This window comes from Nocardiopsis yanglingensis, assembly GCF_045809185.1.
Taxonomy (GTDB): Bacteria; Pseudomonadota; Gammaproteobacteria; order Xanthomonadales; family Xanthomonadaceae; genus Stenotrophomonas; species Stenotrophomonas yanglingensis.
Window position 1 is genome coordinate 61,031 of sequence record NZ_JBJNRH010000003.1, and the last position, 13,500, is coordinate 74,530.

Below are 13,500 nucleotides of genomic sequence, written 5' to 3' on the forward strand. Positions count from 1 at the left end.
TTCGAGAGGGTAGTGCCGGGGGCGGGGGGGGGGGGCCGGCGGGGAGGGGGGGGGGGGGGGCGGGCCGCCCGCCCCCGCGGCGAGGGCCACGGCCCCCCCCCCCACTACCGGATCAGAGGCCTCAGGCCGCCATCGCGACCTTGCGCAGGCGGTCCAGCACGAAGTCGGCGAGCTCGTGCGGCGAGTACTTGGCGACGAAGGCGTTGGCGCCGACGCGCTCGACCATCGCGTTGTTGAATACGCCCGACAGCGAGGTATGCAGCAGCACGTACAGGCCGGCCAGGCCCGGGTGGCGCCGGATTTCCGTCGTCAGCGTATAGCCGTCCATGGCCGGCATCTCGATGTCCGAGATGACCATGGCGTAGCGCTCGGCGGGGTTCTCGCCCGAGGCGTGGATCTGCAGCAGGTGGTCCAGAGCCTGTTTGCCATCGGAAAGCAGGGTGGCGCCCACCCCCAGCTGGTCCAGCACGCTGCGGATCTGCTGGCGGGCTACGCGCGAGTCGTCCACCACCAGCACCTGCAGCTGCGGGCCGTCGGCCGGCATAGCCATGGTCGGGTCCAGTACTGCCTCGCCGCGCACCTGGGCGATATCGGCCAGCACGCTTTCCACGTCGATCACCTGGATCAGCTCGCCCTGGAAGCGGGTCACCGCGGTCAGGTAGCTCGATTCGGCGCCCAGTTCCGGCGGCGGGTGGATGTCTTCCACCGCGATGTTGACGATGCGTTCCACGCCGCTGACCAGGAAACCCTGGATCGAACGGTTGAATTCGGTGACGACCAGATAGCCGGGCGAGGTGTCCGCATCGGGCTCGCGCTCGGGGTGGCCGATGGCCAGGCCCAGGTCCAGCACCGGCACCGAGCGGCCACGGACGTCGGCTACGCCGGCGAACTGGCTGGGCAGTCCGGGTACCTGGAACAGCTCCGGGCGCCGCAGGACTTCCTGCACCTTGAAGACATTGACGCCAAAAAGCTGACGTCCGCCGAGGCGGAACAGCAGCAGCGCCAGGCGATTGTGGCCGGCCAGTCGGGTCCGCTGGTCGATCCGGTTGAGCAGGTCATGGGACATGGCTGCTGTATCGGCGGGGTGGGCGCCGAACTTGAGGGCGCTCCGCCGCCCGCGCGCTCCAAGCCGCATTTGTAACGTCGAGCCATGCTCGACGGCAGTGCTCTGGCACACCCCTTGCACGCAGCTGGGCCAGATCCCTTCGAGAGGAGGCGCCATGCGCCGGGTCACATCTCTATTCGCCATTGCGCTGGCACTGGCCTCGCCATGGGCGGCCGCCTCCGACTGGCAGCCGGTAGCCAGCATCCGTGCCGCGGCGTTGTCGACGCTGCCGGCCGGCAGTGAAGGGGAGGCCCAGGTGGCCGATGCGCTGCGCCTGCCGAAGTGTGGGGGGGCACTGCAGGTGCAGCCCACCGCCAACACCACGGTGGAGGTCAGCTGCCCCGATGCCGGCGGCTGGCGACTGTTCGTGCCAGTGAAGGTGCGACGCAACCAGACCGTGCTGGTGCTCAACCGTGGAATCGGTACTGGAGAAACCCTCACCGCCGCCGATATCACCACTGCCCAGCGTGACGCCGCCCGGATTGCCGGTGCGGTGCTGGCCGATCCCAATGCGGCGATCGGCCGCATCGCCCGCCGTCCGTTGCAGGCCGGAGCCCTGCTGTCGAACAATGATCTGGTGGTGCAGCGTCTCATCAAGCGAGGAGACAGTGTGGCCCTGGTCTCGCGTCGCGGCTCGGTCGAGGTCCGTATTGCAGGCCGCGCGATGGGTGATGCCGGTGAGAACGAGCGGGTCTCGGTGGAGAACCTGTCCTCGCGGCGGATCGTGCAGGGCACGGTCGATGCCGCCGGTGACGTAATCGTGGCGCGTTGAATTACCGCAGAATATCCCTAAAGATCACGGCCCTGCGGCCGTTATCCCTTGTGAACGGCAACTCCAGGACACCCCATGAGCCAGAAAATCGACGGCAACCTGCAGGTCCCCCAGGCGCTGCGCAGCGTGACGACCCCGGCCAACAAGCCCGGCGTCAGCACCGATGCGCCGACCCGCCCGGTCGAGGCGGCTGACAGCCTGCGCCTGACCGGCGAGGCCACCAATCTGCAGGCCATCGAGCGTGAGCTGACCACCGCCCCGGCGATCGACGCCCAGCGCGTGGCCGCCGTGCGCGAATCGCTGCAGAACGGCACGTACAAGATCAATCCGGACGCGATCGCATCGCGCATGCTCGAGCTGGACCAGCAGCTGCACGGATGACCGCGGCGATGAGCGAGCCGCTGCAGCGCCTTGCCCAGGCCCTGGACGTTGAACGCCAGGCCCTGGTCGAGCACGACGTGCACGCCCTGATCCGGGCCACCGGGGCCAAGCTGGAAGCGCTGCGTGCGCTGGAAGGCGCGCCGCCGGTCGGGGAGGGGGAGCAGCTGCAGGAACTGGCCGAGCGCAACCGCGCCAACGGCGTACTGCTGTCGCGCCGCCGCCGCGAGGTCAACTGGGCATTGCGTCAGCTCGGCCGCACCGAAGATGCCTCGGCCTACGATGCCAAGGGTCAGGCGCACACCGTCACTGCGCGCCGTCCACTCGCCGTCGCCTGACGCGACGGCGGTCGCACAACCCATTCCCGCGGGCTGAAGCCCGCTGCGTGACCGCGTATATTGGGCGCCTGTTCGAATGCCCCGAGTCGCCGTGTCCGCTGCCAACGCCCTGGTTACCGCCCCCCTTCCGCCGCAGCCGGTGCTGCAGGCGCTGCTTGAGCGCCTGCGCGAAGGCCTGCTGCTGTTCACCGATGACGGGCAGGTGGCCCTGGCCAACCCGGCCGCGCAGAACCTGCTGGCCAGCGGCGAGGACGGTGCATTGCCGCCACCGCAGCGTCTGCGCGAACTGTTGCCGCCCGATGCGTTGGAGCAGGCGCGCCAGCACGGTCACTGGAACGGCAGCCTGCCGCTGGGCGAGGGTGTGGTCATTGCGCATCTCTACCACCACGGCCCGGTCGGCCAAGGGCACTTCCTGGCACTGTTCCGCCACATCGAAGGGCAGGAAGACTACGAACGCGAACTGCAGCAGCGCCATGCCGAGCTGCGCCAGGCCTACCTGCGCCTGAACGGTACCCAGGAAAAGCTGCTGCAGTCAGAGAAGATGGCCTCGATCGGTCAGCTCGCCGCCGGCGTAGCGCACGAGATCAACAACCCGATCGGCTACGTGCACTCCAACCTGGGCAGCCTGCAGGAATATCTGCGCAGCCTGTTCACTGTCATTGAAGCCTACGAACGCGCGTTGCGTGCACCGGACCCCAAGGCGTTGATCCCGGAAATCGACGATATCCGTGATCGCCTGGACATCGATTTCATCAGCCGCGACCTGCCGCAGCTGATGGCCGAATCACGCGAGGGCATCGAGCGGGTCACCCGCATCGTGCGCGACCTGAAGGACTTCTCGTACTCCGGCCGCGATGAGTCATGGAAGCTGGTGGACCTGCATTCCGGCCTGGAATCGACCATCAACATCATCTGGAATGAACTCAAGTACAAAGTGCACCTGGTGCGCGAGTTCGGCCAGTTGCCGCTGGTGGAATGCCTGCCGTCGGAGTTGAACCAGGTCTACATGAACCTGCTGCTCAACGCGGGTCATGCCATTGCCGAGCGCGGCACGATCACGGTGCGTACCGGTGTTGATGGCGATCACGTATGGGTGGAGTTCGAAGACACCGGCGGCGGCATCTCGCCGGAACTGCGCCAGCGCATCTTCGATCCGTTCTTCACCACCAAACCGGTGGGCAGCGGTACCGGCCTGGGCCTGTCGATTTCCTACAGCATCATCAACAAGCACCACGGACGCATCGACCTGGACAGCACCCCGGGCGTGGGCTCGCGCTTCCGCGTGGTGCTGCCAGTGAAGCAGCCGCGCTGACCGCTTCTGCCGGCCGCTGGCCGGCAACCTCATTGAACCTGACATCCAGAGCAGCCGGCCAGCGGCCGGCTCTACCAGAGGGGACCGTTACCGCAACGGGCGATCCTCACCGCCATCTCCGCTTTCCACCGGCGCCGGGCCAGCATTGCTGCGGCGCTGCTCCTCGTAGGTTCGGAATGCCTGGTGGATGTGCTTGCGCAGTTCGTCGTCGTTCCATGGCTTGGTCAGGAAGCGATAGATCGCGCCGCGGTTGATCGCATCGGTCACGGTGTTCAGATCGGTGTAGCCGGACAGCACCAGGCGGATCGTGTCCGGGTACAGCATCTTCACCCGGCCGAGGAACTCGGTTCCACTCATGTCGCTCATGCGCTGGTCGGACAGGATCACCTGCACGTCATTGATCGCCAGCAGGTCGAACGCATCACGTACGTTGCCGGCCGCCAGGATCCGGTAGCCGTCGCGGCGGAACAGGCGCACCAGCGAGCGCAGCACGTTTTCCTCGTCGTCCAGCAACAGCAGCGTGCGGTCGGGACGGGTCTCGGCAAACGCTTCCGGGCGCAGGTAGCGGCGGCGCAGCGTCATGCCGGCAGCATCGGCCGACATCGGTTCGCCGAACAGGTAGCCCTGGAACACATCGCAGTCGTTGCGGCGCAGGAAGCCCAGCTGCGCCTGCGATTCCACGCCGTTGGCAATCACGGTCATGCCCAGTTGGTGACCCATGGCGATGATCGCGCGGGCGATGGCCGCCTCGCGGTTGCCGGCCGGCGCGCTCTTGATGAAGCTGCGGTCGATCTTGAGCTTGTCCACCGGGTAGCGGACCAGCGCGCTGAGGCTGGAATCGCCGGTGCCGAAATTGTCCAGACTCAGGCTGATGCCTTCGTTGCGCAGGTTGGCCAGCGTCTCGTGCACGAAATTGACGTTGTTGGTCAGCGCGCTTTCGTTGATCTCCAGCGTCAGCATCTGCGCCGGCACGCCCGCGGCCTGGATCACACCCATCACTTCGGCAAAGAAATTCGGCCGCAGCAGCTGCAGGGTGGAGACGTTCACCGCGATGGTGAAGTCGTCGAAGCCCTGGTCGCGCCACAGGCGGGCCTGCTTCAACGCTCCTTCCAGCACCCAGGTGCCGATCTGCACGATGATGCCCAGCCGTTCGGCGGTGCGCATGAAGCGCTCCGGCACCAGCATGCCCAGCGTGGGCGACTGCCAGCGCAGCAGCGCCTCCATGCCGACCACGTGGCCGTCGCGTGCACTCACCAACGGCTGGTAGCGCAGCTTCAGCTCGCCGTTGGGAATGGCATCGACGATCTGACGCGCGATGATGCTCTCACTGTGCGCGCTCGGTGGCGTGTCCACGGCGTGGATGCGCACCGCGTTGCCGCCTTCGCGGGCCGCCTGGTACAGCGCGTCCTCGGCATGGTCGAGCAGGCGCGAGGTGCTGCTGGCATGGTCCGGGCACAGGCTCACACCCAGCTTGCCGGTCATGAACAACGTGTACGGCAGCACCGACAGTGGCAGCTCCATCTGCTGGCGGATCTCCTCGGCGAAGTCCTCCGGCAGCGGAACGTCGGCCGTGCGCGGCACTGCGATCAGGAACTCATCGCTGCCGTGGCGCCAGAGTTTGCCGCGCCCGCGCAGGTAGGACTGCAGCCGCTGCGCCACCAGCACCAGCGCCTGGTCACCCACCTCGGCACTCATGTTCTCGTTGACCGAGGCAAAGTGGTCGATGTCCACGTGCATCAGCATCAGTGCGGTGCCGCCCGAGGCCGCTTCGGCGACCATCGCCTGCAGCTCGGGGTTGCCGGCGCCGAGGCGGTCGGGGGCATCATCGATGCTGACCGGGGGCTGGTTGGGATTCCACATAGGCTCAGTATTCCGGTGACTCGACGGCGGCCATGCTGGCCGCCTGGTAGGGGAGGTGGACGTCGATCAGGGTGCCTTCGCCATGCGCGGACTCGATCCGAACGTGACCACCCACGCTCTGCGCACGTTCGCGCATCACGATCAGGCCCAGACCGCGCGGACCGTCCGGGTCGAAGCCCTCGCCATCATCACGGATCTGCAGGTGCAGGCCGCGCTGGCCGACATCGCGCAAGTACAGCAGGACCTGGCTGGCGCGGGCGTGGCGCAGGGCATTGGTCAGGCTTTCCTGCGCGATACGGAAGCAGGCCTGCTCGATGCTGTTGTCGGGGCGCTGCGGCAGGGGCTCGATCTCGGCCAGCAGTTCCACCGGCGAGGAGCGGAACAGCACCCGTGCCTGCCAGCTCAAGGCTGCTTCCAGGCCCAGCGCGTCGAGCTGCGGCGGGCGCAGCAGGGTAGAGATGTCGCGCAGTTTGGCCACGGTGGTGTCGGCCAGGCTGACGATCTGTGCCAGATCCTCGGCGCGGCGTTGCGGATCATGCTCGTCCTGCGCAGCATGGGCGGACAGCTTGATTGCGGTGATCGCCTGGCCGATGTCGTCGTGCAGGTCGCGCGATATCGCGCGGCGTTCGTCCTCCTGCAGCGAGAACAGGCGGCCGGCCATGGCCTGCAGTTCGCGGTTGCTGGTCTCCAGCGCACTGCGGATGCGTTCGGAATCGCTCAGGTCGCGCACGATCAGCAGCTTGCAGTCGCGTCCGCCGTAACGCACTTCGCCTACCGCCAGCCCCGCATGGAAGCTGCGGCCGTCGGCACGCTGCATCGCCACCACGCTGCTGTGGCCGGGCCCCAGGTGGGGCTGGCCTGCACGCAGCTGGCTGCGCACGCGGGCCAGATCGGCGGCGTCCACCAGTGCCGACAGGGGCTCGCCCAGCAGGGTGTGGCTGCCATAGCCGAACAGGCTGGCGGCCCAGGCGTTGGCGTACAGCACGTGTTCGTCGGAGAGGATCACCACGCCGTCGGGCAGCACCCGAACCAGTTCGCGGAACTGTTCCTCGCGTTCGCGCAGCAGGCGTCGCGACTGCTCGCGCTCGGTCACGTCCTGCAGGGTGCCCAGCACGCGGTTGCGGCCGGCTTCGTCGATCCCGCTGGCAGCACGCAGGTGCACCATCAATGCACGGCCGTCCATCGACAGCAACGGCAACAGCACGTCCACCTGCACGGGATCGCCGGAGCAGAGCTCGGCCAGCAGCTGTTCGGTCTGGGTGGCGGTGGCCGGGTCTGCCGGCACCAGCAGTTCGTCGAAGCGATGCCAGCGCCGGGCCTCGGGCGGGCGGCGGCCGAGCAGGCGATACACCTGGTTGGAATAACGGCCGAGCCCGGTGGATGGGTCCAGCTCCCAGGCGCCGATGCGGGCAAGCTCGTGGGCTTCCTCCACCCGGGCCAGCGCCTGGTCGCGGCGCAGCTGCGCCAGGTCTTCGGCGGTGCGGTCGATGGCAATCAGCAAGCGGGCGTTGTGGCCGTCATAGCTGATGGCGTTGGAGCGCAGCTCCATCTGCCGCAGGGAGCCGTCACGCAGTTGCAGCTGGGTACGCAGGATGCACAGCTCTTCCGGTGCCTCGCGGATCGCCTCCAGCTTGGTCTGCAGTGCCTGGCCCTGGCCTGGCGGCCACAACGCGTCGATGGTCTGCTCCAGCAGTTCGTCACGGTCCCAGCCGAAGGCAGTGCAGGCCGCCGGATTGGCGTCGAGGATCGCCAGCGTATCGAGGTCATAGACCAGAATCGGGCCGGGGTTGCCTTCGAACATCTGCCGCAGGCGCAGCTCCGAGGCCTGCTGGCGCGCATGGGTGTGCAGCACGTGCTCGGCCAGCGGGCGCAGCAGCAGATACAACAGGCCCGCGCTGGCGAGGGCGAAGAACGAGCCCTTCAGGCCCTGCCACAGGGCCGCCTGCTGCGGGTCGGGCACCAGAGCCTGCACCGCACTGTCGGTGGAGATCATCCAGGCCAGCGCCATCGCCAGGTAGCTCAGCACCACCCGGCGCCGGTCGCGGCTCAGCGCCTGCGCCATCCGCGGGTCGGGAACTGGGGCGTTGCCGGTCGGTTCTGCGGGCATGGACAGGGCGGAAGAAAGGGGCGCCGGCCATCTTACCGCGCAGGTGCGCCCAGACCACTCAATTATCCGCCGCAGGCGCCGTTAACCACTGCGTGCCCCGCTGACGGGCGTGTCATCCGGAGCAAGATCGCGTGGACCAAGGGATCATCGCCAGCCTGCTGCAGCACCCGCTTGCGTCGGCGCTGGTCATCGTCGACCGCACGGGCCGCCCGCTGGCGGCCAATCCGGCTGCGCGCGAGCACGGCCTGCCGGCTACCGTGGCTGCGTATGCGCCGATGCTGGAAGATCTGCGCCTGATGGCCGCCGATGGCGGCATCGTGGCCTGCACGCTGCCGGGTGGCCCGCACGGGCACTACGACGGCCACCTGCGCGCCGTGCACGATGGCGCCGGTAATCTGCTGGCCTTCACGCTGAGCATTCCCGAACCGGTGCCGCTCGGCGGCGGCGGACGCTGGGAGCTGGCGCTGGACAGTGCCGGGCACAGCCTATGGGACTGGGACATTCCCAGCGACCGTGTGGTGCGCACCCCGGCACTGGGCGATGAAACCGCCACCGAGATTCTGGCCCGTGTGCACAACGAGGATATCGCCCAGGTGCGTGCCGCGCTGGACCAGCATCTGCGCGGGCAGAGCGAGCAGTACAGCGCACAGTTCCGCTTCCGCCAGGCCGATGGCCAGTGGCGTTGGGTGCTGGACCGCGGGCGCGTGGTCGCCCGCACTGCCGATGGCCAGCCGCTGCGCATGGTCGGCACGCATACCGATATCGAACAGCAGAAGCAGCTCGAATCGCTGCTGCAGGAACAGCAGCTGCATCTGAGCGAGGCGCAGCGCATCGCCAGCATGGGCAGCTGGTCGTTCGACCCCGGCACTGGCCATTTCTGGTGGTCGCCGGAGCTGCGTTCGCTGCTGGCGCTGGAGCAGGGGGCCGTACCCGGCCAGCGACGCTGGCTGAAGCAGCTGCACCCGCGTTCGCGTGGGGCGTTGCGTGCGGCCTGGCGACGCCTGTGGCGCGATGGTCGCGCCGCCAACCTCGAGCTGGAGCTGACCCGCGGCAATGAGCCGTCACAGCATCTGCGGCTGTGGATCCAGCCGCTGCTGGACATGGACGGCCAGCCCAAGCGCCTGCTCGGCCAGGTGCAGAACATCACCGAGCAGCACCAGACCGACGCGTTGATCCGCTGGCGCACTGAGCTGCTCAATCGCGTGTCCGCGCTGGGCCGCATCGGTGGCTGCGAGATCGAAGTGCAGACCCGGCACATGCAGTGGACCGAGGAGTGCTACCGCATCCATGGGCTGCGCAAGGAGCCGATCACCCTCGATCAGGCGCTGGCGCTGTACACCGAAGATTCGCGCAATGCCTTCGAGGCTGCACTGGTCCGGATTGCCGGCGGCGGGCTGCCCGAACAGCTGGACCTGTGCTTCTATCGCCAGTCTGGCCTGCGCGTATGGGTACAGGTGCTGATCGAGCTGGATCGCCGTGACGGCCTTCCGCCGCGCTTCGTGGTGCTGTTCCGTGACATCACCCGCGAGCGCGAGGCCAACGAGCGCATCGAGCTGCTGGCGCACTACGATCTGCTGACCGGCTTGCCCAATCGCGTGCTGCTCGGCGAGCAGACGGCAGAAGCCATCGAGGAAGCGCGCGACCGCGGAACCTCGCTGGCGATGCTGTTCATTGATCTGGACGGCTTCAAGACCATCAACGACAGCTTCGGTCATGCCACCGGTGATGCGCTGCTGAAGGCCGCGGCCACCCGCCTGCACCAGAACCTTCGCAACAACGACCTGTTCGGCCGCTTCAGTGGCGACGAGTTCATCGTGGTGTTGCGCGACCTGGCCGAGCCGGAAGACGCCGGCCACGTGGCGCGCAAGCTGATCGCTTCGCTGGCCGAGCCGCTGCGCCGTGGCGAGACCACGTTGAAGGTCGGCGCCAGCGTTGGCATCGCGATGCTGGGCGATGCCCAGACCGACTTCGATTCACTGCTGCGTGCCGCCGATGCCGCGATGTATGCGGCCAAGGAAGCCGGCCGCAATACCTACCAGTACTACAGCCAGGATGCGCTGGCGCGAATCCAGCGCAAGCTCGAACTGGAGCACGCCCTCCACGGGGCGATCGAACGCGAAGAGTTCAGCCTGGCCTATCAGCCGCTGCTGCACGCCCACCACGGCGAGCCGCCAGCGATCGAGGCACTGCTGCGCTGGCACCGGCCCGGTTTCGGCTACTGCAGCCCGGCCGAATTCATTCCGATTGCGGAGAAGTGCGGCGAGATCGTGCGCATCGGCGACTGGGTGCTGAACGAAGCCTGCCGGCAGGCAATCGCCTGGGACCGGGCTGGCCTGTGTTTTGACCGCATCGCAGTCAATGTGTCGGCAGTGCAGTTACGTGACCGTGGCTTTGCCGAGCGGGTGATCGAGATTTGCCATGCCCACGGCTGGCCGCCGCAGCGGCTGGAGCTCGAGCTGACCGAGTCGGCGTTGATCCGTGACACCGACATCCTGCGGCATTGCTTCGACGTGCTGGAACGGCACGGCGTACCGCTGGCGGTGGATGACTTCGGTACCGGCTTCTCGAACCTCAATTACCTCAACCGTTTCCCGGTGGGGCGCCTGAAGATCGATCGCAGTTTCGTGCAGGGCATGCTGCATGACTCGGGCACGGCCGAAGTGACCCAGGCCATCGTGCACCTGGGTCACGCACTGGGCATGAAGGTGGTGGCCGAAGGTGTGGAAACGCACCAGGAAGAAGACATGCTGCGCCGCCAGGGCTGCGACGAGATCCAGGGCTACCTGTACTCGCGCCCGCTCAGCCCGCGTGACCTGGCGCAATGGCTGCGGCAGCAGCACCCGGCACCGATGCGTACCGACGCCAGCGGCGAAGCCGTGCTGGTGCGCTGACAGCCGGACTCTGGTGGGTGCCGACCGTTGGTCGGCACTGATGCCTGTGCCTCTCGATCATCCACGCATGGCGTGGATCTACCTCGGAAACTCCGCTCTCAACTGCATCCGCAGCAGTTCGACGATGGCCGCATAGCGGCGCTTCTGCACCAGATAGCTGGCCAGAAACAGCGGCAGCACGAGCAGCATGGGCGCCACCATCGGCCGCATCGCCACCAGCGGCAACAGCAGCAGCGACAGGATCGCCACGAACCAGCTGCACAGGCCGATGATCCGCACCTCGTGCCGTCGCACGTTGAGTACGATGCGACCGCGCATCACCGGGAAGTAGCGCAGGCCGAAGCTAGGCGCGAAGCTCTCGCGGAACGCTATGCTGCCGTCCGGCAATGCATGGAAGGCCAGGTGCAGCCATTTGCCCTGCGGCAGGTCACGTTCCAGGCTGCCCAGCGAGAGCCGGGCCTGCATGGCCGGTGACGCCGAGATGCGCTCGTTGAACAGGGTGATGCCCCAACTGAAATAGCCGGCCACCCAAGCCATCAGAAGGAGGGTCTCGATCAGGAGCACTGCGATCAGGGCGATGGCCATCGGTCTTCCATGAACGGGATCGGTGGATCATGCCATGCCGGGCGCCTCATCCAGGCGTGGGCTGGATCGACAGTTGTCGGAACCTGGATAGCCGAAACGTCAGTTGCCTGGGCGCAGGTAGGCCACCCAGGCAAGCGGGAACAGTCCAGTAGCAAGGGAGCGGGCCAGATAGGCCTCGTCGATCGTCCAGGGCGCCGGAAAGTCGGAAATCACTTCCGTCGCTGCGCATGAGCAGGATTCCCATGCTTCTTCCGAAGGCTGGCCTTCGAACTCGAAGCGTACCCGGACAAGTTGCATGCCGGCGTCTGCCTCGATCGAAGCTTGGAGCAGCTGTGTCGGGGTCTGGCCCAGAAGTGCTCGTCGCAGGGAGGCACGCAGGACGTCCGGGGCCACGGGATCGATTATGTTTGCCTGTTCGAAGGTTGTGTCATCGCGCCGTTATCGTTTCAGCGCTTCCCCATCCAGCCCTAGGTCCCACGCCAGTCCCAGCAGCTCCTCATCCGCCCGCGACGGGGCAGGGCGCGCATCGGCCAGCTGTTGCAGCTCGCGGATCTCCTCACGTGCCACATCTTCCAGCTGTTGCAGCTGCTCACGCACGCTCGCGTTGCGCGGGCGCTCGGTGTCGGTGAGGGAGGGCAGGGCGCGGATCAGGGTCATGGTGCGTGTACAGGATGCATCCAACGGCGGGTCACAGGCAAAGGCCCCGGAAGAACCGGGGCCTTGCGGGCTGCCGGTAGCGGCAGCGGACATCAGGATCAGAACAGCTCGACGGTACCAGCGCCCATGCTCTGCTGGGCAACCGGCTTGTGCGGCGGGCGTTCCCATTCGCTGCGCAGTTCGCGCAGGCGGCTGCCGGTGCGCTGCAGGGCGGTGGCGATCTCTTCGTCGAACACCCCGCCATTGCGGTGCAGCAGTTCCTGCAGGGCCACCGCTTCGCGGTTGATCGCGGTCAGGCGGTCCAGGTGGGTGTGCACGCCGCCCAGGGCCTGAGTGGCGATGTCTTCGAACTGCAGGGCGCGCACGGCCTCGGCCACGCTGCCATCGATCGAACGGGCGCACTCGGAGACTTCGCGCATGCCGTCGCCCAGCGAGGCATTGATCTGCGCGACGTTGTCGAGCATCGCTGCTGCTTCCTGGCGGGCTTCGCGGGAGCGGTCCATGTCACGCGAGGCCATGTGCGAGACCGTCTCGCGCACCTTGGCGATGGCGTCCTTGGAGCTGTGCGCCAGCTTGCGGATCTGCTCGTTGAAGGTGGTCGAGCGCTCGGACAGGTTGCGTACTTCGTCGGCGACCACCGCGAAGCCACGACCGGCTTCACCGGCACGTGCCGCTTCGATTGCAGCGTTCAGGGCCAGCAGGTTGGTCTGGTCGGCGATCGACTTGACGTCTTCCAGCAGCGCGAAGATGCCATCCAGGTGCTGCGCCATCTGGTCGATGTGCTGCACGGTGGTGCTGCTCTGGCCGCTCACTTGTTCCAGCGCTTCCACCAACTGCTCCATGCGGTGGCTGGCGTGCTGGGCAAAACGGGCAACGTCGAGGCCGGCATTGCCTTCATCACCGGCACGATCGACGATGCGCGACAGGGCCTGGCTCTGCTGGCGCGACTTGCGGTTCATGGCGTCGAAGCTGCCGCCCAGGCTGGACACCGCCTGGCGGATCAGGTCACGGGCGCGTTCCACTTCGCCACGCGAACCGTCGATCTCGTTGCCGACGAAGTTGCGCAGTTCGGTCAGCAGCTGGTCCTGCTCACGCAGGACACGGGCGTGTTCCGGGGAACGGTGCGCCTGGGCGCGGGTGGTCCACCACGCAAAGCCAAGCCAGCTCAGCGTCATCGTGGTCAGGATCGCCCAGCGCAGGGCGGCCGGCCATTCGAAACCGATGGCGAAGGGGAGCAGCAGGGTCAGAGCCAGGGGGGCGGCCAGACGGATGAAAATGCGTGAGTACATGGACGTTCTCGGGAGGTGCACGGAGGATGTATCGGCCGTACCCCCTTTCTCTTTAACGTCGATATGCCTCGAAGTGCATTCTGAATGCGCCGGTTTTCCGACGCCTTGGCGGCTTCGGGGTCAGAGCCCTTGCCGTGCCGGAAAGGGATACGACCCCTTGGGCAGGCAGCGACGGGGTCGGATCCCTTTTCCACGGGAAAAGGGCT

At 67.1% G+C, this 13,500-nt stretch carries 12 protein-coding genes; 5 read left to right on the forward strand and 7 right to left on the reverse strand.

What is annotated here, in order from left to right; translation table 11 throughout:
- Nucleotides 1–121: 121 nt before the first annotated feature.
- On the reverse strand, nt 122–1,066 hold the full coding sequence (locus tag ACJ7C5_RS06140; RefSeq protein WP_088025903.1) for a chemotaxis protein: 945 nt from the start codon (nt 1,064–1,066) through the stop codon (nt 122–124).
- 154 nt (nt 1,067–1,220) lie between these two features.
- Here ACJ7C5_RS06140 and flgA point away from each other — a divergent pair, with 154 nt between their 5' ends.
- The 4 genes from flgA to ACJ7C5_RS06160 all read left to right on the forward strand — a co-directional run bounded on the left by flgA (nt 1,221) and on the right by ACJ7C5_RS06160 (nt 3,905).
- Nucleotides 1,221–1,877, forward strand: a complete 657-nt coding sequence (gene flgA / locus ACJ7C5_RS06145; RefSeq protein WP_094001374.1) for a flagellar basal body P-ring formation chaperone FlgA — start codon at nt 1,221–1,223, stop codon at nt 1,875–1,877.
- A gap of 75 nt (nt 1,878–1,952) precedes the next feature.
- The gene (flgM, locus tag ACJ7C5_RS06150) at nt 1,953–2,258 is read left to right on the forward strand and encodes a flagellar biosynthesis anti-sigma factor FlgM (protein WP_049446352.1); all 306 of its coding nucleotides are present in this window, start codon (nt 1,953–1,955) and stop codon (nt 2,256–2,258) included.
- Between the two features lie 8 nt (nt 2,259–2,266).
- Nucleotides 2,267–2,593, forward strand: a complete 327-nt coding sequence (locus tag ACJ7C5_RS06155; RefSeq protein WP_412703331.1) for a hypothetical protein — start codon at nt 2,267–2,269, stop codon at nt 2,591–2,593.
- 91 nt (nt 2,594–2,684) lie between these two features.
- Nucleotides 2,685–3,905 (forward strand): ATP-binding protein, encoded by a 1,221-nt coding sequence (locus ACJ7C5_RS06160; protein ID WP_097049042.1) that lies wholly within the window; start codon nt 2,685–2,687, stop codon nt 3,903–3,905.
- An 87-nt stretch (nt 3,906–3,992) separates the two neighbouring features.
- Here ACJ7C5_RS06160 and ACJ7C5_RS06165 read toward each other — a convergent pair whose 3' ends face one another.
- Nucleotides 3,993–5,765 (reverse strand): EAL domain-containing protein, encoded by a 1,773-nt coding sequence (locus tag ACJ7C5_RS06165; protein WP_094001376.1) that lies wholly within the window; start codon nt 5,763–5,765, stop codon nt 3,993–3,995.
- 4 nt (nt 5,766–5,769) lie between these two features.
- On the reverse strand, nt 5,770–7,872 hold the full coding sequence (locus ACJ7C5_RS06170; RefSeq protein WP_412703332.1) for a sensor histidine kinase: 2,103 nt from the start codon (nt 7,870–7,872) through the stop codon (nt 5,770–5,772).
- 131 nt (nt 7,873–8,003) lie between these two features.
- Here ACJ7C5_RS06170 and ACJ7C5_RS06175 point away from each other — a divergent pair, with 131 nt between their 5' ends.
- The gene (locus tag ACJ7C5_RS06175; protein ID WP_412703333.1) at nt 8,004–10,763 is read left to right on the forward strand and encodes a bifunctional diguanylate cyclase/phosphodiesterase; all 2,760 of its coding nucleotides are present in this window, start codon (nt 8,004–8,006) and stop codon (nt 10,761–10,763) included.
- 78 nt (nt 10,764–10,841) lie between these two features.
- On the opposite strand, the gene ACJ7C5_RS06180 is transcribed toward ACJ7C5_RS06175, so the two are convergent.
- The 4 genes from ACJ7C5_RS06180 to ACJ7C5_RS06195 all read right to left on the reverse strand — a co-directional run bounded on the left by ACJ7C5_RS06180 (nt 10,842) and on the right by ACJ7C5_RS06195 (nt 13,294).
- Nucleotides 10,842–11,348 (reverse strand): hypothetical protein, encoded by a 507-nt coding sequence (locus ACJ7C5_RS06180; protein WP_412703334.1) that lies wholly within the window; start codon nt 11,346–11,348, stop codon nt 10,842–10,844.
- Between the two features lie 99 nt (nt 11,349–11,447).
- Nucleotides 11,448–11,741, reverse strand: coding sequence for a MafI2 family immunity protein (locus ACJ7C5_RS06185; protein WP_412703335.1), 294 nt, complete (start codon nt 11,739–11,741; stop codon nt 11,448–11,450).
- Nucleotides 11,742–11,786: 45 nt separating this feature from the next.
- The gene (locus tag ACJ7C5_RS06190; protein WP_412703336.1) at nt 11,787–12,005 is read right to left on the reverse strand and encodes a hypothetical protein; all 219 of its coding nucleotides are present in this window, start codon (nt 12,003–12,005) and stop codon (nt 11,787–11,789) included.
- Nucleotides 12,006–12,103: 98 nt separating this feature from the next.
- Nucleotides 12,104–13,294 (reverse strand): methyl-accepting chemotaxis protein, encoded by a 1,191-nt coding sequence (locus ACJ7C5_RS06195; RefSeq protein WP_010485867.1) that lies wholly within the window; start codon nt 13,292–13,294, stop codon nt 12,104–12,106.
- Between the last annotated feature and the right edge of the window lie 206 nt (nt 13,295–13,500).

Coding starts and splice junctions, on each gene's coding strand:
- ACJ7C5_RS06140 (WP_088025903.1), bottom strand. CDS start 1,066: ATGTCCCATGACCTGCTCAACCGGATCGACCAGCGGACCCGACTGGCC.
- flgA (WP_094001374.1), top strand. CDS start 1,221: ATGCGCCGGGTCACATCTCTATTCGCCATTGCGCTGGCACTGGCCTCG.
- flgM (WP_049446352.1), top strand. CDS start 1,953: ATGAGCCAGAAAATCGACGGCAACCTGCAGGTCCCCCAGGCGCTGCGC.
- ACJ7C5_RS06155 (WP_412703331.1), top strand. CDS start 2,267: ATGAGCGAGCCGCTGCAGCGCCTTGCCCAGGCCCTGGACGTTGAACGC.
- ACJ7C5_RS06165 (WP_094001376.1), bottom strand. CDS start 5,765: ATGTGGAATCCCAACCAGCCCCCGGTCAGCATCGATGATGCCCCCGAC.
- ACJ7C5_RS06170 (WP_412703332.1), bottom strand. CDS start 7,872: ATGCCCGCAGAACCGACCGGCAACGCCCCAGTTCCCGACCCGCGGATG.
- ACJ7C5_RS06180 (WP_412703334.1), bottom strand. CDS start 11,348: ATGGCCATCGCCCTGATCGCAGTGCTCCTGATCGAGACCCTCCTTCTG.
- ACJ7C5_RS06190 (WP_412703336.1), bottom strand. CDS start 12,005: ATGACCCTGATCCGCGCCCTGCCCTCCCTCACCGACACCGAGCGCCCG.
- ACJ7C5_RS06195 (WP_010485867.1), bottom strand. CDS start 13,294: ATGTACTCACGCATTTTCATCCGTCTGGCCGCCCCCCTGGCTCTGACC.